18 protein-coding genes are annotated in these 18,720 nt (G+C 44.3%); 9 read left to right on the top strand and 9 right to left on the bottom strand.

What is annotated here, in order from left to right; all coding sequences use genetic code 11:
* Positions 1 to 117: 117 nt before the first annotated feature.
* Complete coding sequence (locus AACR09_RS11465) at positions 118 to 912, bottom strand: ABC transporter permease (protein WP_004734590.1); 795 nt, start codon at positions 910 to 912, stop codon at positions 118 to 120.
* 437 nt (positions 913 to 1,349) lie between these two features.
* Between AACR09_RS11465 and torE the strand changes: the two genes are divergently transcribed.
* From torE to torA, 3 genes are read left to right on the top strand one after another with little or no spacing between them, the layout of a single operon-like run.
* The gene (gene torE / locus AACR09_RS11460) at positions 1,350 to 1,532 is read left to right on the top strand and encodes a trimethylamine N-oxide reductase system protein TorE (protein WP_008222628.1); all 183 of its coding nucleotides are present in this window, start codon (positions 1,350 to 1,352) and stop codon (positions 1,530 to 1,532) included.
* Between the two features lie 50 nt (positions 1,533 to 1,582).
* Complete coding sequence (gene torC, locus AACR09_RS11455) at positions 1,583 to 2,764, top strand: pentaheme c-type cytochrome TorC (protein ID WP_009848788.1); 1,182 nt, start codon at positions 1,583 to 1,585, stop codon at positions 2,762 to 2,764.
* A gap of 24 nt (positions 2,765 to 2,788) precedes the next feature.
* Positions 2,789 to 5,251, top strand: a complete 2,463-nt coding sequence (gene torA / locus AACR09_RS11450; RefSeq protein ID WP_193834996.1) for a trimethylamine-N-oxide reductase TorA — start codon at positions 2,789 to 2,791, stop codon at positions 5,249 to 5,251.
* 381 nt (positions 5,252 to 5,632) lie between these two features.
* On the opposite strand, the gene AACR09_RS11445 is transcribed toward torA, so the two are convergent.
* The gene (locus tag AACR09_RS11445; protein ID WP_193834995.1) at positions 5,633 to 6,847 is read right to left on the bottom strand and encodes a putative manganese transporter; all 1,215 of its coding nucleotides are present in this window, start codon (positions 6,845 to 6,847) and stop codon (positions 5,633 to 5,635) included.
* A gap of 201 nt (positions 6,848 to 7,048) precedes the next feature.
* Between AACR09_RS11445 and AACR09_RS11440 the strand changes: the two genes are divergently transcribed.
* Positions 7,049 to 7,954 carry a manganese-dependent inorganic pyrophosphatase gene (locus tag AACR09_RS11440; RefSeq protein WP_004734595.1) on the top strand — a complete coding sequence of 302 codons (906 nt, stop codon included), beginning with the start codon at positions 7,049 to 7,051 and terminating at the stop codon, positions 7,952 to 7,954.
* Positions 7,955 to 8,103: 149 nt separating this feature from the next.
* Complete coding sequence (locus AACR09_RS11435; RefSeq protein ID WP_004734596.1) at positions 8,104 to 8,493, top strand: DUF2750 domain-containing protein; 390 nt, start codon at positions 8,104 to 8,106, stop codon at positions 8,491 to 8,493.
* A 240-nt stretch (positions 8,494 to 8,733) separates the two neighbouring features.
* Here AACR09_RS11435 and AACR09_RS11430 read toward each other — a convergent pair whose 3' ends face one another.
* From AACR09_RS11430 to pspF, 7 genes are all read right to left on the bottom strand, one after another.
* Positions 8,734 to 9,513, bottom strand: a complete 780-nt coding sequence (locus tag AACR09_RS11430; RefSeq protein ID WP_193834994.1) for a DUF2927 domain-containing protein — start codon at positions 9,511 to 9,513, stop codon at positions 8,734 to 8,736.
* A gap of 36 nt (positions 9,514 to 9,549) precedes the next feature.
* Complete coding sequence (locus AACR09_RS11425; protein WP_004734598.1) at positions 9,550 to 10,332, bottom strand: peptide ABC transporter ATP-binding protein; 783 nt, start codon at positions 10,330 to 10,332, stop codon at positions 9,550 to 9,552.
* Positions 10,329 to 11,330 (bottom strand): peptide ABC transporter ATP-binding protein, encoded by a 1,002-nt coding sequence (locus AACR09_RS11420; RefSeq protein WP_017078997.1) that lies wholly within the window; start codon positions 11,328 to 11,330, stop codon positions 10,329 to 10,331. Before AACR09_RS11420 ends, AACR09_RS11425 begins: the two co-directional genes overlap by 4 nt.
* Complete coding sequence (gene sapC / locus AACR09_RS11415) at positions 11,330 to 12,217, bottom strand: putrescine export ABC transporter permease SapC (RefSeq protein WP_017078998.1); 888 nt, start codon at positions 12,215 to 12,217, stop codon at positions 11,330 to 11,332. The genes AACR09_RS11420 and sapC overlap by 1 nt, the downstream gene beginning before the upstream one ends.
* Positions 12,204 to 13,166 carry an ABC transporter permease gene (locus AACR09_RS11410; RefSeq protein WP_017083273.1) on the bottom strand — a complete coding sequence of 321 codons (963 nt, stop codon included), beginning with the start codon at positions 13,164 to 13,166 and terminating at the stop codon, positions 12,204 to 12,206. Before AACR09_RS11410 ends, sapC begins: the two co-directional genes overlap by 14 nt.
* Positions 13,166 to 14,788 carry an ABC transporter substrate-binding protein SapA gene (sapA, locus tag AACR09_RS11405; RefSeq protein ID WP_102458020.1) on the bottom strand — a complete coding sequence of 541 codons (1,623 nt, stop codon included), beginning with the start codon at positions 14,786 to 14,788 and terminating at the stop codon, positions 13,166 to 13,168. The genes AACR09_RS11410 and sapA overlap by 1 nt, the downstream gene beginning before the upstream one ends.
* Positions 14,789 to 14,890: 102 nt before the next feature.
* The gene (gene pspF / locus AACR09_RS11400) at positions 14,891 to 15,913 is read right to left on the bottom strand and encodes a phage shock protein operon transcriptional activator (protein ID WP_004734603.1); all 1,023 of its coding nucleotides are present in this window, start codon (positions 15,911 to 15,913) and stop codon (positions 14,891 to 14,893) included.
* Between the two features lie 316 nt (positions 15,914 to 16,229).
* Between pspF and pspA the strand changes: the two genes are divergently transcribed.
* From pspA to AACR09_RS11380, 4 genes are all read left to right on the top strand, one after another.
* Positions 16,230 to 16,901 (top strand): phage shock protein PspA, encoded by a 672-nt coding sequence (gene pspA / locus AACR09_RS11395; RefSeq protein ID WP_076676587.1) that lies wholly within the window; start codon positions 16,230 to 16,232, stop codon positions 16,899 to 16,901.
* A 14-nt stretch (positions 16,902 to 16,915) separates the two neighbouring features.
* Positions 16,916 to 17,149 (top strand): envelope stress response membrane protein PspB, encoded by a 234-nt coding sequence (gene pspB / locus AACR09_RS11390; RefSeq protein WP_004734605.1) that lies wholly within the window; start codon positions 16,916 to 16,918, stop codon positions 17,147 to 17,149.
* Positions 17,142 to 17,528, top strand: coding sequence for an envelope stress response membrane protein PspC (gene pspC / locus AACR09_RS11385; protein ID WP_193834993.1), 387 nt, complete (start codon positions 17,142 to 17,144; stop codon positions 17,526 to 17,528). The genes pspB and pspC overlap by 8 nt, the downstream gene beginning before the upstream one ends.
* 157 nt (positions 17,529 to 17,685) lie before the next feature.
* A complete protein-coding gene (locus tag AACR09_RS11380; RefSeq protein WP_193834992.1) occupies positions 17,686 to 18,720 on the top strand; it encodes an efflux RND transporter periplasmic adaptor subunit in 1,035 nt (344 codons plus the stop codon).

The raw sequence follows: 18,720 nt of genomic DNA, 5'->3' as shown, positions 1-18,720 counted from the left end.
TCTTTGCTCGAGCCGAAATGGACAAAAAAGGATCTATATTGATTTGGTTATCCACAATTTCTGTGGATAACCTGTATCAAATTCAGTGAGTAACCAGATCTAAGAGGAGTCGGGAGGTTATTTTGAAGGCTGTATTTGAGCGAGAACTCGCCCTTCTTTGGTCAAGGAAGTCTTTAATGATAGGTGAAGCGCAAGCGCTAAGGAGCAGCTCATCATCACGAAAATAGCCAACATGATCATCAGCTGATACTTAATTGCGATCATTGGTGAAGCACCCCCTAAGATTTGTCCTGTCATCATTCCTGGTAGCGTTACCAAGCCTGTGGTTGCCATTGAGGCCATAATAGGAGACATCGCTTTCTGTATCGCATTACGCACAAAAGGCGCTGCAGCATAGGAAGGAGAGGCACCTAAAGCGATAGCCGCTTCGTACTCTGATTTCTGCGTTTCAAAAGCACCGAACAAGTTCTGTAATGCCACGATGTTACTGCTTAAGCTATTACCTAACAGCATCCCTGCAATAGGGATTAAGTACTGCGCGTTAAAAACCGGTGTTGGTTTAATGATGAATAAGCAGATAAACAAGACAATGGGTACACAGGTTACCGCTAGGCTCACAGCGACAGGGACTAACAAGAGGTTTCGCGGTAACTTGGATTTTTCAACAATCGAGCTTGCCCCAACGATAATCATCGTAAATAACCATAGTAAATTGACCCACAAGCTATTCAAAGTGAACAGGTATTCTAGGTAGAGGCCAACCAGAAATAGCTGAACAGTCATGCGAATGATGCTGATAGAAGCCTCTTTGCCAAGGCCAAGTTTTAGCTTGTGGTTGATTACAATTGGTAGCAAGAGAAGTGAACTGAAAAACAATAATTGCCACCAAGATATATCAATAACGTCTTGCATAATGCTTCCTTTTAATAAGGCTTATATCATATCTGAAAGTGCCAAATGATGCATTTCAACTGCAAAGTCATTGATTCGAAAAACGATCAATTATTTAACAAACAAAACACAAAATAGTGGTTGTTTGAGGCTTTTTTGGCTACTACTTAGTAGGTAAAAAGTTAAAATCGGTTGTCAAATAGTTGCGCGAGTGTTGGTTTTTAACATTTGTGAAATATACTTAATTCTTCACATTTGTTAATACTTTTTAATAAGTTTGTTTAACTGAAAACAAGTTTGGATGACCTCAAAAAAGTATTGATTAGCAAGGGTTATAACAAGAGATTTGATTGAACCCTACTTTGTGTATGGTCTAAAATTTGTTGTTAGATACTCAAGAACTTTAGCTCCTTAGAATGAGCTACTCGAAATTACTAAATACAAAATAGGCAAAATGTATGAGTGATGTTAATAAAATTGAAACTGGCGAAAAACGCTCGTTGGAGTGGAAGTCATTCCTCTTCATTGCAGTGGTTCTCTTTCCAATATTAAGTGTGGCTTTTGTAGGCGGTTACGGCTTCCTAGTTTGGGCACTGCAAGTGTTTGTATTTGGACCTCCTGGTGCTCACGGCGGCATGTAATGCCCTCTAGTAACAACATTTTTTAAAATCAATATTTAAGAGAGCTAAACATGAAATCATTTTTAGTTAAATTATGGCGCACAATGACTCGCCCTGCAGTACACATCAGTCTTGGTGTACTAACTATGGGTGGCTTTATCGCCGGTGTTATTTTCTGGGGCGGTTTTAACACAGCTCTAGAGCACACAAATACAGAAGAGTTCTGTGTAAGTTGTCACACCATGCGTGACAACGTGTACGTAGAACTACAAGAAACGGTTCACTGGAAAAACACTTCTGGTGTACGTGCTACTTGTCCTGACTGTCACGTTCCACATGAATGGACAGCAAAAATCGCTCGTAAGATGCAAGCATCTAAAGAAGTCTTCGCTCAAGTATTTGGTGACCTAGATACACCTGAGAAATTCGAAGCTCGTCGTATCGAACTGGCTAAACACGAATGGGATCGTTTCTCTTCGAACAAATCTCTAGAGTGTAAAAACTGTCACAACTACGATTCAATGGACTTCGAGAACATGCGCCCAACAGCGCGTATCCAGATGAAGAATGCAGCAGAACGTGATCAAAGCTGTGTTGACTGTCACAAAGGTATTGCTCACAACCTTCCAATGGATATGGCATCAGCAAGCGGTATTGTTGGCGAGCTAGAAAATGTAGCAAGCAGCACATCTTACGCAAATGGTTCTGACGTGATCTCTATTCGTCACCTCCCAATGTACACAGATGAAACAGCAACAGTTGAAGCGGGTCTACTCAGCCCTGCAAGTAAAGTTGCGGTTATCGACGAAAAAGGCGACATGATCAAGATTCAAATCGATGGTTGGCGTAAAGCCAAAGGCTTCGGACGTGTAATCCAAGAAGACTTCGGTATGAATATCTCAACTGCAATCTTGACCAAAGAAGTATCTCAAAGTGACGTTATCACTGTTGGTGAGAAGAAAGAAGATGAGCTTACTGGCCTTCCATGGGAAGAAGTTAACCTAGCACTTTGGATGAAGAAAGAGTCTATGGTTGATAACTTCGATCCAATCTGGAACGCAGCGGGTCAAGCGTACCAATCTAACTGTTCAACGTGTCACTCACAGCCAGATGAAGCTCACTTCAGCGCTAACGGTTGGGTAGGCATGTTAGATGGTATGATTGCATTCGTTAACTTCGATACAGATACAGAAGCACTTGTTCTTAAGTATCTACAGAAGCACTCATCAGATTTTTCTGAAGGCCATCACTAATAAGACGTCAATTGGAGTAACACAATGGCAATTACAAGAAGAAGTTTTCTGAAAGGTGTCGCGACTACAAGTGCGGCATCGGTTATCGGTCCAAGCTTATTGGCGTCGGCATCAGTGTCTGCAGCAGAAACAGACGGCGCGTGGAAAGTCTCTGGTTCTCACTGGGGTGCATTCCGAGCTCGCGTTTATGCGGGTAAAGTACAAGAGATTAAACCTCTAGAAATCGATCAACACCCAACTGAGATGTTGAAAGGTATTAAAGGTATTATCTACAGCCCATCACGTGTGCGTTACCCAATGGTTCGCCTAGATTGGTTGAAGAAGCATAAATACAGCGCAGACACGCGTGGTAACAACCGTTTTATTCGTGTGACTTGGGATGAGGCACTAGACCTTGTTTACCGCGAACTAGAGCGCGTACAGAAAGATTACGGTCCATGGGCGCTTCACACAGGTCAAACTGGTTGGAGACAAACGGGTCAGTTCCACAGCTGTACTAACCATATGCAACGTGCAATGGCACTTCATGGTTACTCTGTGAAGAAAATCGGTGACTACTCAACAGGTGCTGGTCAAACGATCATGCCTTACGTGCTAGGTTCTACTGAAGTTTACGCACAAGGTACATCTTGGGAACTTATCCTAGAAAACAGTGACAACATTGTTCTTTGGGGTAACGATCCAGTTAAAAACCTGCAAGTAGGTTGGACATGTGAGACTCACGAGTCATTCGCATACTTAGAACAGCTGAAAGAAAAAGTTGCTAAGAAAGAGATCAACGTTGTTTCTGTTGACCCTGTTAAAAACAAAACAGGCCGTTACCTAGAAAACGAGCAAATGTACATCAACCCACAAACTGATGTGGCGTTCATGCTTGGTGTTGCTCACGTTCTTTACAACGAAGATCTATACGACAAGAAGTTCATCGAAACTTACTGTCTAGGTTTTGAAGACTTTATCAAGTACGTTCAAGGTGAAACGAAAGATAAAGTTGAGAAGACACCAGAGTGGGCTTCGGCTATCTGTGGCGCAAGCGCGGACTCTATCCGTGAATTCGCTAAGATGCTGGTTAACGGTCGTACGCAGATTCTTGTCGGTTGGAGTATCCAACGTCAACAACACGGTGAGCAGCCTTACTGGATGTGTGCCGTTATCGCAGCAATGATTGGCCAAATCGGTTTACCTGGCGGTGGTATCTCTTACGGTCACCATTACTCTGGTATCGGTGTTTCTTCAACTGGCTTCGCTGCTCCGGGTTCATTCCCGTTGAACATCGACCAAGGTCAATCGCCTAAGCACACTAACACTGATTACAACGGTTACAGCCGTGTAATCCCTGTTGCTCGTTGGGTAGATAGTTTGCTAGAGCCAGGTAAGAAGATCAAAGCGAACGGTTCAACGGTAACACTACCTGATATCAAGATGATGGTATTCAGTGGTAATAACCCGTGGCACCACCACCAAGATCGCAACAAGATGCGTAAAGCATTCAAGAGCCTACAAACTGTAGTGGCTGTTGATTTCGCTTGGACTGCAACTTGTCGTCACTCTGATATCGTGCTTCCTGCATGTACTCAGTGGGAACGTAACGATATTGATGGTTACGGCGCGTACTCTGGTCGTGGTTTGATCGCGATGCACAAACTAGTGGATCCTCTGTTCCAGTCTAAAACTGACTTCGAGATTATGTCTAGCCTAACTAAGCGTTGGGGTCGTTACGACGATTATACGCGTGGTATGGACGAAATGCAGTGGGTTAAATCTCTGTATGACGAATGTCGTGCATCAAACGAAGGCAGCTTCGAAATGCCTGAGTTTGCTGAGTTCTGGGAGAAAGGTTTCCTAGACTTCGGTAAAGGTAAGCCATGGACTCGTCACGCTTCATTCCGTGAAGATCCAGAGATCAACGCACTAGGTACGCCTTCTGGTTTCATCGAAATCACAAGCCGTACTGTTGGCAACATGGGTTACGAGCACTGTCAAGAACACCCTATGTGGTTTGAGAAATCTGAACGTTCACACGGTGGTCCAGGCTCTGACAAACATCCGTACTGGCTACAATCTTGTCACCCAGACAAGCGTCTTCACTCTCAGATGTGTGAATCTGAAGAGTGGCGTGCGACTTACGCGGTACAAGGCCGTGAGCCTATCTACATCAACCCAGTCGATGCTAAGAAGAAAGGCATCAAAGATGGCGATGTAGTACGTGTGTTCAACGATCGTGGTCAACTACTAGCAGGTGCTGTTCTAATGGATAGCTACGCTCCTGGTGTTGTTCGTATCGAAGAAGGTGCTTGGTACGGCCCGATCAACGAGAAAGTGGGTGCGCTAGATACATACGGCGATCCAAACACACTAACTCAAGATATCGGTACGTCTGAACTTGCTCAAGCAACGTCAGCAAACACATGTTTGGTTAACTTCGAGAAGTTCCAAGGCAAACTGCCTCCAGTAACTTCATTCGGTGGTCCAATCGAAGTTTCTTAAGTCTTGTACTTAAGAACCAAGACTAAAGCTTGAATTAAAGCCCCTGTAAGTACTCTTACAGGGGCTTTTTGTTTTTCTAGTGTACGTGTTGGGATTTCTAACTAAGCATTGTAATAGCGCCAAGAGGGGCGTTTTTGAGACCAGCTGTAACGTGCTGTTTGAGGTAGGCTGTAGAAGCATGAAGCATGAAGGGAATGTACAAAGAACCTGTTGTAAGGGCTTAGGCAGACGGAAACAAAAAGGCCGATACAAAGTACCGACCTAATAGAAACCTATGGAGTAAAGCTAAAACCTTGAAGATAAACCTGAGCCTTGAATAAAAGCTTAAGCCTCGGATATAAACCTAAGCTTCAATTATAAACTTAAGCTTCGAACGTAAGCCTAAAGTTCGAACATAAACCAGTAACCGTATGCACAAATCAAAGCGGGAACACTGGAATACAAGGTCGCAACAAGAGCGGCTTTCGGTGCCATCGCAATTGCAGGAAATAGCGCATCACCGTCATTCGAAATTGCGTTACCTACCTGAGCTGACAGTGGCAGTGCACCAGAAAGGTACAGGCTAGTGACCAGCAATTGCGGACCACACCCCGGTAGCAAGCCCATCAACACTCCCGCCAGGGGGAGCATCATGCCCCAGCTTGAGAATAGCGTCGCAAAATCGACATTTGCTATCACAGAGCCAAATTCGAAGAAAAGAAAAGCAACCACCACCCATGCAGTAACGAAGTTAGTATCTTGAGCCGTTTTTTGTAATGGATGAGAGCCTACACATTTCTCGTCTTCACTGACGGCTGATTTGTAATCTTCAATTTCACGGGTGAGACCCCATAGAAACATCGAGCTAATCAGCAAAATAGTGCCTGCCCATTCCATCGACAGTTCGGGCAAAGCGAGCAACTCATTCACATCCACTTGAAAAGAGCCAAGTAGGGCAACCGCAGCACCTGGAATAATGAGTACAGACCATAGATAGCCTTGCAGGTTGATCGCTTTTTTCGATACTGCTTCTTTGTCTTGAGATTGAGAAGCACAGCTGCTCACCGCTTCATTTTTCTCTGATTTTTTTGGGCGTAAGAAGTCGTCTGCGTGAAACAAGTTAATGATGCGACCTGACGTAGTTCCGACAATCACGCCCATCGCCATCATGGCTAAACCAGTCTTGGGCTCGCTTGCAATGAGCAGGAAGGCTGCATCGCCCATGGTTGAGACGAGCACTGCAACAACTGCGCCGAATCCAAGTTTGCCCGAGATAAATTGTGTGGTAACCACGATCGCACCGCCACAGCCGGGTAGCGCCCCCATAAGTGCAGCTAATACAACTTGGTTTGAACGGGATTGATGGACGAGCTTATTGAAGACGTTATCTTTGTTGATATACAGGCTTAACCCGTGGTAAATCGCTAAGGTCAAAGCAACATAACAAGACACGGCCCAAAAGGCGTCTGACAAGGTAGTGACCGTCAATTCTCGCGTGGCAGGCGCCATCACTAAAGCTGCAAGTGAAATAGGTAAAAGCAGGCGCTTAAATGACAGTGAAAACTGAGTTGTTTTCGCAGCGCTACTGCTTGGCAAAAAAGAGATTAGTCGATCCATAGGTGTTACTCAAAATTAGTGGCTTAAGATAAATATATACGAATGATAATAATTATCAATTGCATTTGTTGTTTTTTTATCTATTGTTACCATTGGCTAAACCTACGAAACATGACCAACCTGAAAAAATGAGGTAAAGTATGGCTAATAAAGAGAGGCTCTAAAGGTAGAGTCATAATTGTTAGTGTAATAGGAAGAAACATGATTTTAGTTGTTGGTCACAAAAACCCTGATAGTGACAGTATTTGTAGTGCGTTAGTTGCAACAGAGCTTCTTAAAGCTCGTGGCGAGGAAGCGACACCAATTCGCCAAGGCGAGATCAACCGCGAAACTCAACACATTCTAGAAGTCGCTGGTGCTGAAAAACCAGAACTTCGTACTTCTGTTGCTGGTGAAAAAATCTGGTTAGTAGACTACTCAGATCTAGCACAAGCACCGGACGATGTTGCTGAAGCTGAGATCGTAGGTATTGTCGATCACCACCGTTTAGGTGACGCGATGACAGTTAACCCTATGGAAGCTTGGATTTGGCCTGTTGGTTGTACAAATACTGTACTTTTCAACATGTTCAAGATTGAAGGTCACTCTATCTCTCAACAAATCGCTAAACTGATGATGTCTGCAATTCTTTCAGACACGGTTGGTTTTGCTTCTCCAACATGTACTCAAAAAGACAAAGACGCGGTTGCTGAGCTTGCTGAAATCGCTGGCGTGACTGACGTTGATGCATTCATCAAAGCGCTTCTAATCGCTAAGACAAACATCGAGGGCCTATCTGCTGCACAACTAGTAGAAAAAGACCTTAAAGGCTACCCATTCAACGGTCGTGATGTTGTTGTTGGTCAAGTTGAGCTTGCGACTCTTGAGCAAGTAGATGGCATGATTGAAGCGCTAGAAGCGGATCTTGAAGAACGTTGTGAGAAAGACGGTCTAGCATTTGCTGCGGTAATGCTAACAGACATCACTACTGCACAAACTCACCTTCTATACAAAGGCGAGTGGGCTGATAAACTGGTTAAGCACGAGAAAGACGGCGTATTAATGATGGAAAATACATTAAGCCGTAAGAAGCAAGGCTGGCCTTGGTTACAGGGTGAGCTTGTTTAATCAAGTCGCTTAATTATAAACGCCTGCTAATTTAGCAGGCGTTTTTCTTTGAAGTAGATTTTCTTCTTTATCGAAAATGTTTGAAGTTAAAAGCTCTCGGCATAAAATAGCTTTAAGAGCAAAGTTACTGACTAAAGTAGGAAATTAAGATGACTACACAGCTAGACGATAAAAAAATCGCTGAAATCAATAAGTATACGGGCGAGCAACGCCTAAAGTACTGTGTGAAAGAAATCGTAGCGAACCGTGAAGTATGGATCTTAACCGATGAACACGGTTGTGTAATGCTTAACACAGAAGATGAAGACTGTGTTCCAGTATGGCCAAATCAAGAGTTTGCTGAATCTTGGGCTACGGGTGATTGGTCTGAGTGTAAAGCTGAGTCTATCTCGTTGAACAAATGGCACAGCCGTTGGACTAACGGTCTAGAAGATGACGAGCTTGCAGTGGTTGTGTTCCCGAACGAACAGGAAGAAGGTGTTATTTTGTTCCCGGATGAATTCGACTTCGAATTGAAAAAGCAGGCTGCTAAGCGCTAATGCTTTCGTAACATTGTTATATCGTTAAATGGTAAGTCAGCGTTGCCTTTTCTTAGGCAGCGCTATCATTCTATTTTCCCATCTAAGCTGTTCAGACAAACAAAGTAACGTCCCTGCCTATTTCCGTTAGTACTCAATTCTTCCGTTAGCCCTCAATATTCCTGTTCGTGGCTAGTTATTCCGTTAGTACTCGATCATTCCGTTAGTACTCAATATTTCTGTGTGTAGCCAGTTATTCTATTAGTACCCAATTAACTGATACAACGGTGCTTGCTGCGCGGCTTTTGAAGCTTGTTGGAGCACGCCAGTTTCGCTGTATTGCTTTAGTATCTTTCGAACAATAGGTTTTACTTCAGATTTTGTCACTCCAGCTTTCAATTCCGACTCATACAGTAGCTTTAGTAGCACTACATCTAAGGGTGACAATAAGTCTTCTGGCGTATGGTCATTAAAAATAGAAGGGTAGGCTTTATCTGAATCATTCGGCAGGCCTAAAACCTGTGTGATTTCTTCCACGATACAGGCGACGAGCTTACCTCGAGATCTTGCTTGATCAACGGGAATAACAATCCCAGCGTAAACAATCTCACCTTTAGAATTTGTTCTATAACCCGCCGTGCAAATAGCGTTGTTTAAATGCTCAGTTGATTTGAGTTTGAGTACTGATTTCGCCTCAGATACCCACTGACTCTGCCTTGTGTATATCCATTTGACGTTCGCTTCGGACTCTTTGCTGACGATTGTTATCGGGTGCTGAGTGACTTCGGATAAGTGTCGGATATGAAGCTCTGTGAGCTCTTGATGCAGTTCTTCATCACCGACGCGGTGATCGATCCAAATCTTGATCGGTTGTTTCCATTTGGCGAGTGGCTTGTTGCCTTGGGAATATTCATGTTGAAGTGCGACGTTATAAAAGGCAGTTTCGACGAAGCTTCTATCTAACCAAGTGAGCGGTGTGCTTGCTGCGTTAAAGGAAAACAGCGCCAACAAAAGGGGAAGCATTGAAGCTCTTAATAACATACCTTTCCCCTTTGTTGAACGTAGCGTGATTCGAGATTAGTGGTTAGGCGCTTTGGAGAAATGGCTCTCAACCAATCTTTGGGTGATTTGGTGAGTTGGATTGGTTAACACTTGATCCGTTTCCCCACTCTCAACCACATTACCTTCGTGCATGACGATGATTTTGTCGGTAATGTGTTTAACAATACCAAGGTGTTGAGATACGTAGACGAACGATACGCCCATCTCTTCTTGTAGCTCTAAGAACAAATTGATGATTTGAGAGCGCATTGCCATGTCCAAACCATTCAACGCTTCGTCTGCAACAATGATTGATGGTTGAAGGATTAAGGCGCGCGCCAAACATACCCTTTGTTTTTGGCCTGCAGCCAGCATCTGCGGGTAAAAGTAAGCATGCTCCGGTAGAAGGCCCACACGTAACAGGGTGTCTTTCACACGACGCATACGGGCTTCTGGTGGCATATTGGTGTTTCGCTTCAATGGACCTTCAAGAATTCGACCAATCTGAATGCGCGGGTTAAGCGAGGTGTTCGGATCTTGGAAGATCATTCGAATCAGCTTACAGCGAGTCGAGTAGTCCTTGTGCTCTAGCTTTTCACCGTTCACACGAATCTCGCCCGCAGTTGGCTCTACCATGCCCGCTAGCATTCTTGCTAATGTCGACTTTCCTGAACCATTCTGACCGATAAAACCAATCGTCTGTCCCGCCTCAAGCGAAAAGCTTACTGGTTTCACTGCCTGATGAATCTTTTTACGGAAAAGACCAGAGCGAGTCGTAAAGTCTTTAGATAAATCAATGACTTCTAATAATGCACTCATGATTTCTTTTTCTTCTCCATATTAAGAGGGAAGTGACAATTGAACTTATGGTTTTTGATTCGTTTGGTATAAGGAATCTCAACACATTGCCTTTGCGCATAAGGGCAACGTGGTCCTAGTCGACAACCAATAGGAAGGTGCTGCAACGGAGGGATTGAACCTGGCAAAGACTGTAGCTTCTCTTTATGAGGAATCCAGTCGTTAAAGTCAGGCATCGCTTTCAGTAGAGCTACTGTATATGGGTGTTTAGGTGCATCCAACAGCTTCTGCGTATCCGCTGATTCCACAGACTGACCACAGTACATAACGGTAATGCGAGTTGCCCATTGGGTAATGGTGGTTAAGTCATGGCCGATCAGCACGATGGTCGTGTTATTGATCTGATTCATACGACTCAACAGACGCAATATTTGAGACTGTGTAATCGGATCTAGATCGTTGGTTGGTTCATCAGCGATCAAGACTTTTGGTTTGGCTGCGATCGCCATGGCGATCATGACTTTTTGACACTCCCCATCAGTCAACTCATAAGAGTAACTGTCCATAAGACGAGAGTGATCTTTAATACCGACTTTGTGCAGTAGAGCGATGGCCTGCTTCTTACGCCATTTGAATCTCTGCCACCACCGACCTTCAAACGAATAGGAAGGAATCGCTTCAATAAGTTGATGGCCCACTTTTTCAGATGGATCAAGACAAGAGGATGGCTCTTGAAAGATCATCGCGATATCACGAGCAATAACTCGGCGTCGTTCTTTGGGTGTCAGTTGCAGGAGGTCGATATTGCCAAGGCGCATTCGGTCTGCAGAAACCTTCCAGTTTTCTTTACAAACCCCAACGATCGCTTTTGCAACCAAGCTCTTGCCTGAGCCTGATTCACCTACTAAGCCGCGAATTTCCCCTTCATTGAGGGTAAGACTCATTCTATCAACGGCTTTAACCATCCCTTGAGGGGTCTCAATCTCGATGGTTAGATGTCGAATATCAAGTAAAGGCATTATTCGATTCCTGCATTTAGCGCTTGGCGAACACCTTCACCGACGAGATTAATCACGATCACTGTAAACATAATGGCTAAACCGGGTAGGGTTACTGTCCATGGTGCGAGGTAAATCAGCTCTACAGAGTCACCCAAGATTGAGCCCCATTCGGTACTTGGTGCTTGAGCGCCAAGCCCTAAGAAACCCAAAGCCGTGATATCAAGAATAGCGACTGACAATGCCAGCGTAATTTCAAGTGCCACCACGGTAAGAATATTAGGAAGGATTGAATTCCATAACAGGTAGAAGTCGTTCGCACCATCGAGGCGAGAAGCCAAAATATAGTCTTTTTCTACCTCAGCGTGCACGGCAATGTATACCGAACGAATAAAGCGTGGAATCAATGCTAAACATAAGGCAAGCAAGATATTAAACTCGCCAAAACCAAGAAACGCCACGAAGATAATTGCCAGTAACAGAGACGGAATCGACATAACGGTATCAAGCAGGTGGTTTAGCGTGCTTGATAATAATCCACGAGTCATCCCCGCAAGTACGCCAATCAGGCAACCAATGACTGCTGCGATAAAGGTAATCACAACCGCGGCACCAAACGTCAGCTGAGAGCCGATAATCAGACGAGAAAGAATATCTCGGCCTAAGTCATCGGTACCTAAGAAATACTCAACAGTTCCTGAGGGATCCCAAGAGGGTGGGGTTAACAGGTGTCCCGTTTGTTCTTGAGCATCATGCGGAGCTAACCATGGTGAAGTGACGGTGATTAGAATGATTAAGGCCAAACACCACAGTCCAAACATAGCGAGATTATTGCCACGGAAGCTGCGCCAGAAACGCTCGAACTGGGTTGGAATCTGCTCTTCTTGGTAGACGTTATTTGTTAGCATACCATTCCTTCCTTACCAGTGGATTGACCATCGCGCCCAATAGATCGGACAGAATGTTTGCGGTCAAAACCAAGGTTGCTACCACTATTACGCCAGCTTGAATTGAAACGTAATCTTGATTAGATAAAGCATCCAATAACCAGCGGCCAATACCCGGCCAGTTAAAGATAGACTCGGTAATAATCGCGAGCGTTAACATACTTGATAGTTGAACGCCGACCTTAGGAATAATCGGTGGTATCGCATTTCTTAACACGTGCTGCGTGACGATCTCTCTTGTTGAAAGACCTTTAATTCGTGCGGCGCGGATGTAGTTTTGAGTCATCACTTCAGCCACTGACGCTCTCATCAGTCGAATTACCTGAGTCGTTGGGGCGAGTGCCAATACAAGACAAGGTAACGCCATATGTTCGATAACACTTTGCAGTGCGTGTGCTCGATAACGACCTTCAGCAAAAAAGGCATCAATCATAGCGAAGCCAGTGACGTGTTCGATTTCGTAAAGCAGGTCGTATCGCCCACCAACTGGGAACATCTCAAAGTGCAACGAAAACACCATGATCATCAGTAGTGCGACCCAAAATATAGGTGCAGAGTAACCGGCCATTGAAGTAAACGATATGGTGGTATCGACAAACTTGCCCTGTCTCATGCCAGCAATCGTGCCGAAAGGGATACCGATAAACAGCGCAAGCACAAAAGCAAAGAAACACAGTTCTAACGTTGCAGGGAATACCACGACAAGCTCATCGATGATAGGCGCTCCGTGCTTGCTCAAGCCAAAGTTAAGTGTCGATAATTCTGTGATATAGCTAAGCCAACCGGGCCAAAAGTCTTGAATCGCCCAAGGTGAGGTTTGGTCTAGTCGAAGCAGAGCGAACCCCACTAACGTCAGGATCCCCAGTGTGATAATGAATAAGTTTACACGTCTTAATGTATACCAAAACATCACTGCACCTCCCTTCTGACTTGATCAAAAGGTTGAGCATTGAACGGGCTCTGCTTAAAGCCACTTAGCGAACGATCGTGCACGCGGAATTGCACGCCATGAGCGAGAGGAATCACAGGAACTTCTTCATTGAGAATGTTTTGGGCTTGTCGATACAAGTTCACGCGGTGCCTTTGTTGATTGATCTCTAATGCTAAATCGAGAAGGAAATCAAAGTCAGAGTTACACCACATAGAGACGTTTAATCCAGCGCGTTCTGAGCTACATGAGAGAAGCGGACGCAAGAAGTTGTCTGGGTCGCCCGTATTGCCGATCCAACCTGTGAGCAACAAGTCTGTTGAGGAAATGGATGACAGCTGCGTACGATCAAATCGGTCGTCGGTATAGAGCTTAAGTTCGATACCAATATCAGCTAAATTTGCTTGGATTAATTCTGCTGTTTTTCTTGGGCTTGGGTTGTAAGCTCTTGGTTCTAAAGGAACCCACATCGATAGCTCTAGCCCAGGTTCTACCCCAGCTTCTTTAAGAAGCGCAACTGCGTAGTTGCGGTCATAGCGAACTTGAACACTGTCTTTTTGATAAGCCCAAGAAGTAGGGGGAAGCAAGGTGTAGGCTTTTGTACCTGTACCGTAGTACACAGAATCAAGAATGTTCTGACGATTAATAGCCAAGTTCAGCGCTTTGCGCACTCGTGAGTCACGCAGTGCTGGGTGCTCGGTGTTCAGCGCGATGAAAGAGACATTAACCGCAGGCGTGGCGGAAATCTTCAACTCTTCATGAGCTTGAATAATAGGAATCTGACTAGAAATCGGTGAGTTCAATACATCACACTCACTACGAAGTAGCTTGGCAAGAGTCCCTGTCCCACGTTGTGAAGTATCAAACACAACTTGGTCCATTTCTACGTTACCCTTCCAATAGTGCTTGTTCTTTTTCAAGCGAACTAGATCATTGATTTGGTATTCGTCCAAGTAGAAAGGACCTGTGCCAACGGGCTTGGAGTCTATTTCATTCTTTTCATCCGTAGCAATGAGTTTATTGGCATATTCTTTAGAATGAATGACCGCATAGCTGGTGGCGATATTGTTGAGGAATGAATTGTCTGGGCGACTTAATTGGAATTTCACCGTCAGGTCATCAACCGCAGTGATATCGACGATCAGGTTTTGGAAGTCGATACCGGCAAACCATGGGTATAGGCCGCCGCCTACATAATGAAATGGGTTTGAACTGTCAATGATTCGCTCAAAACTAAAGACCACATCTTGTGCATTCATACTGCGAGTTGGGGTAAACCAGTCTGTGGTTTGAAACGCAACATTAGGGCGCAGTTTGAACGTGTACTCTGTACCCGATTCATCGACAGACCAGCTTGTTGCCAAGTTCTGTTTTGGTCGATAAGTCATTGGATCAAGAGTGAGCAGTGTATCGAAAATTTGAGGGCTCAGCGATTCTGAGGTAATGCCACTATCAACCAGTTGTGGGTTGAAAGTACTAGGATTACCTTGGCCGCAATAAATGAAGCCTTTTTCACGGATTTGCTCGTGATTCACACTCTCACCACATCCAGCTAAAAAGCTCAGCGTGCAGATGCTCAGTGATAGTCTTATTAGTGCTTTCATAAAAAGAAATACTTTTCGAAACGAGGCGTTAGAGGAGCCTCAAGATCCGGATAATTTAACATTTTATTTATTCGGCTCCAAATAATAATCAAGTGCTGACAGCTATTTATCGTTAGCTTGTCCGACAATCGCGTACTTCCTCACCATTCCACGTAATTGGTTGTAGGTTAATCCAAGTAATTCTGCTGCTTGTTTCTGGTTGTACTTGCTCTGTTTTAGGGCTTGATTGAGCAGCTTGATGTCTTGTTGTTCTTGCCATGCTTTGTAATCAAGTGGCAAAGAAAACGAGCTCTCTGATGAAGTATGGCTGTTGGACGGCGCATTGCCAATTTCATGCGTGGAATCTTGATCTATTTTCCATGCGGGTTTGAATGGGTTAAACACCAAAGATTCAATAGGATATGGGTCTTTACCATGCTGGTAGACTGCGCGCTCAATAACGTTCTTGAGTTCTCGCACATTCCCTGGCCATGAATAATCCAGCAGCGCCTCTACGGCAGACGGAGCAAAGCCAACAAACAACTCCAATTCTAATTCACGGCACATCTTAATGGCGTAGTATTCTGCCAGCAGCGTGATGTCTTCTTTTCGCTCTCGAAGGGGGGGGATAGTAATCACGTCAAACGCGAGCCTGTCCAATAAGTCGGCTCTGAATTCGCCCCTTAATGCCATGTCTGGCAAGTCAGCGTTGGTCGCGCAAACCAGTCTTACGTTGGCACTTAAAGCTTTTTGTCCGCCGACACGTTCATACTGCCCATATTCAATAACGCGCAATAGCTTCTCTTGAACGGCTAGGGGCGTGGTCGCGAGCTCATCAAGAAACAGTGTTCCACCTTCCGCTCTTTCAAATCGACCCTGATGACGACCTTTTGAACCAGTAAAGGAACCAGACTCATGACCAAACAACTCAGAATCAATTAAACCCTCACTGAGTGTTGAGCAATTAAGTGAGATCAACGGCTGATCCCATCGCCTTGAAAGGTAATGCAGTCTTTGTGCGATCAACTCTTTACCCGTACCACGCTCGCCAATGATCAGAATGGGTCTTTCGATTGGTGCGAGTTGGGATACTTTATCTAAAACAGAGAGAAAGCTAGGTGATTCACCAATGAGGTTCTGCTGCATAGCGGGTCCTTGTGCGATTTGAGCGCCGATGGATGTGATTTAGAGAGCTTTATTTAAGTCACGTCATGTAAATAGCTTAAGTATAAGAGTCGTAGTGGTGAAAAATACCAATACTTGGCTAAATTCATCATAGCATGGTTCGGGTTAATCACCATTTTATTGTAAGTGTCTGATAATAAATGGCTTAAAAGTTGGCACGCTACTTGGATTACTTATGGTAGGTTTAACAACAAACGTAAATTTTTGAGCAAGTGGACTGAGAAATCGAATAACGCTTTAAAGCACATTTGCCATCATTGTAATTAAGGAGTTCCTCATGGGTATTTTTTCTCGCTTTGCAGACATTGTAAATTCGAACATCAGTGCACTTTTAGACAAGGCTGAAGATCCTGAAAAGATGATTCGCCTGATTATCCAAGAAATGGAAGATACGCTGGTTGAGGTTCGCACTAACTCCGCTAAAGCTATCGCAGATAAAAAAGAGTTAGCGCGTAAAGTTGAAGCTATCGAAACTCAGATTCTAGATTGGCAAAACAAAGCGACACTAGCACTGACTAAACAACGTGAAGACTTAGCTAGAGCGGCGCTAATCGAAAAGCAAAAACTTGAAGATATCATCAAAAGCCTTCACACAGAGCAAACCTTGGTGCACGAAACCATCGAAAAGCTGACCAGTGAAATTGGTAAGCTCGAAACCAAAATCGTAGAAACTCGCGCAAAGCAGCAAGCATTGATGATTCGTAATAATGCTGCGAGTAATCGTCGTGATGTTCAAAAACATCTGCATTCAAGCAAAACCAACGAAGCAATGGCGAAGTTTGAACAATTCTCGCGTAAAGTGGATGAATTAGAAGCCGAAGCGGACGTTTACGCGAAAACAGGTAACGCAAAATCTTTAGACCAAGAGTTTGCAGAGTTACAAGCTCAAGATGAAATTGAAAAAGAGCTGGCGAAACTGAAGCAACAAGTTGAAAACCGCGATAAATAATTTAGGAGTTGTCTATGTCAACATTTCTAATTGCAGGCCCACTGATTGTCTTTTTAATCTTCGTGGCACCGCTATGGTTGTTCTTACATTACCGCAGCAAGAAGAAATCCAGTAATGGTCTTTCAGAAACGGATCTTCAGCGTTTGCACAAGCTTTCTGCTCAAGCTGAATCGATGCAAGACCGAGTGAAAACACTAGAAAAAATACTGGATGCGGAGTCACCTAACTGGAGACGAAACTATGAGTAGAGAACTGTATCGCGATCCTATTAACGGTAAGCTGTCCGGTGTGTGTGCAGGGTTAGCGAACTACTTTGGCCTTGAAGTGTGGTTGGTTCGTATCTTGGTTATCTCAGCGGCACTGCTTGGTGGTAGCTTTTTGGTGTTATTAGCGTATGTAGCTTTGACATTTATGCTTGAAAAACAACCACCTCGGTATGTCGATCAGATGAAGGCTAAACAGGAGCACACGCTCAAGCAAAAACCTTGGGAAAAAGGGCAAACCGCAGAGTCGTTACTGGGCACTTTAGAGGGTGATTTCCAGAAATTAGAGACCAGTGTCCGCAATATGGAAGCTTATGTGACTTCGGATACTTTCAAAGTCGATCGCGCATTTAAGAACATGTAGTGGTAAACCTGAAAAACATTAGATAACGGTTTAGGAAAATTTATTCCAAGCCGTTATTTTTTTTAATAATTTTGTCTAAATAAATCTTACGATAACTGGTAAGTTACATGTGATTAATCTATGTTATAAAAATATTTATAGTTATGGATGATCACTAATGTATAGAGCCTCCGTTGTCCTATTGACAGCCTTAGCTGGGTTGTCTGGGTGTGGTAAGGAGCTTCCTCCCGTACCTGAACCAGATTCTAGACCCGCCAAACTCTTCACTGTCTCCGTCGGTAGTAATGCCTTTGAACGTAGCTTTCCAGCCACCACAGAAGCGGGTGACAAAGCAGTACTGGCATTTCGTGTTCCAGGGCTACTTCAGACTATCGATATCACATCTGGTCAACAGGTTACCAAAGGTGATGGCCTTGCAACGCTTAATCCTGACGAATATCAGTTGTTAGAGAAGCAAGCGAGAGCCAACTTTAAGCTTGCCGATGTTCAATACCAACGTTCCATTAAGTTGCGCAAAGATCGCGTCGTATCTGAGCAAGACTTCGACCAAGCGAAAGCTAATCATAATTCTGCTAAAGCGGTGCTTAACCAAGCAAAAGCCAACCTACGTTATACCACTTTGGTTGCGCCTTACGATGGTACTATCTCCATCATTCCTGCTGAAAACCATGAATATATCGCTGCCAAACAAGGCGTGATGAATATTCAAACGAATCAAATCCTCAAAGTCGTATTCTTATTACCCGACCAACTTATCACGCGCTTTTCTTCAGGGTTTGAGACGGATGCAACCATGGTTTTTGATGCTTTCCCTGGTAGCTCCTACGCTTTAACATTCCAAGAAGTTGATACTGAAGCGGATCCCAAAACCGGATCGTACAAAGTCACCATGGTAATGGAAAGACCAACCGATGTTGGTATTTTGCCGGGTATGTCAGGCACAGTTCATTTAGTTTCAGCGTTAGCGGCCGCCACAAAAATTCCCACATCAGCAATGATGACTGATGGGGATGATGTCTCTGTGTGGCGCGTGAATAGCGACGGTATTGTTGAAAATGTCGCAATCATCATCGATGAAAAGCGCCATATTGTTTCAGGGTTGAACGATGGTGATCGCATCGTAACTTCTGGTGTTAATGGTCTTGAACCGGGCGTTAAAGTTCGAGAGTGGATCAAGGAAAGGGGGCTATAA

Source organism: Vibrio sp. OPT20 (genome assembly GCF_963889365.1).
GTDB lineage: Bacteria > Pseudomonadota > Gammaproteobacteria > Enterobacterales > Vibrionaceae > Vibrio > Vibrio splendidus.
Note: the sequence above shows the minus strand (reverse complement) of the source record. Positions and strands in the feature narration are given on the sequence as shown.

Coding starts and splice junctions, on each gene's coding strand:
- AACR09_RS11435 (WP_004734596.1), top strand. CDS start 8,104: ATGACTACACAGCTAGACGATAAAAAAATCGCTGAAATCAATAAGTAT.
- pspF (WP_004734603.1), bottom strand. CDS start 15,913: ATGCAGCAGAACCTCATTGGTGAATCACCTAGCTTTCTCTCTGTTTTA.
- torC (WP_009848788.1), top strand. CDS start 1,583: ATGAAATCATTTTTAGTTAAATTATGGCGCACAATGACTCGCCCTGCA.
- pspB (WP_004734605.1), top strand. CDS start 16,916: ATGTCAACATTTCTAATTGCAGGCCCACTGATTGTCTTTTTAATCTTC.
- AACR09_RS11410 (WP_017083273.1), bottom strand. CDS start 13,166: ATGTTTTGGTATACATTAAGACGTGTAAACTTATTCATTATCACACTG.
- sapA (WP_102458020.1), bottom strand. CDS start 14,788: ATGAAAGCACTAATAAGACTATCACTGAGCATCTGCACGCTGAGCTTT.
- pspA (WP_076676587.1), top strand. CDS start 16,230: ATGGGTATTTTTTCTCGCTTTGCAGACATTGTAAATTCGAACATCAGT.
- torA (WP_193834996.1), top strand. CDS start 2,789: ATGGCAATTACAAGAAGAAGTTTTCTGAAAGGTGTCGCGACTACAAGT.
- AACR09_RS11380 (WP_193834992.1), top strand. CDS start 17,686: ATGTATAGAGCCTCCGTTGTCCTATTGACAGCCTTAGCTGGGTTGTCT.
- AACR09_RS11465 (WP_004734590.1), bottom strand. CDS start 912: ATGCAAGACGTTATTGATATATCTTGGTGGCAATTATTGTTTTTCAGT.
- AACR09_RS11425 (WP_004734598.1), bottom strand. CDS start 10,332: ATGAGTGCATTATTAGAAGTCATTGATTTATCTAAAGACTTTACGACT.
- AACR09_RS11420 (WP_017078997.1), bottom strand. CDS start 11,330: ATGCCTTTACTTGATATTCGACATCTAACCATCGAGATTGAGACCCCT.
- AACR09_RS11440 (WP_004734595.1), top strand. CDS start 7,049: ATGATTTTAGTTGTTGGTCACAAAAACCCTGATAGTGACAGTATTTGT.
- pspC (WP_193834993.1), top strand. CDS start 17,142: ATGAGTAGAGAACTGTATCGCGATCCTATTAACGGTAAGCTGTCCGGT.
- torE (WP_008222628.1), top strand. CDS start 1,350: ATGAGTGATGTTAATAAAATTGAAACTGGCGAAAAACGCTCGTTGGAG.
- AACR09_RS11430 (WP_193834994.1), bottom strand. CDS start 9,513: ATGTTATTAAGAGCTTCAATGCTTCCCCTTTTGTTGGCGCTGTTTTCC.
- AACR09_RS11445 (WP_193834995.1), bottom strand. CDS start 6,847: ATGGATCGACTAATCTCTTTTTTGCCAAGCAGTAGCGCTGCGAAAACA.
- sapC (WP_017078998.1), bottom strand. CDS start 12,217: ATGCTAACAAATAACGTCTACCAAGAAGAGCAGATTCCAACCCAGTTC.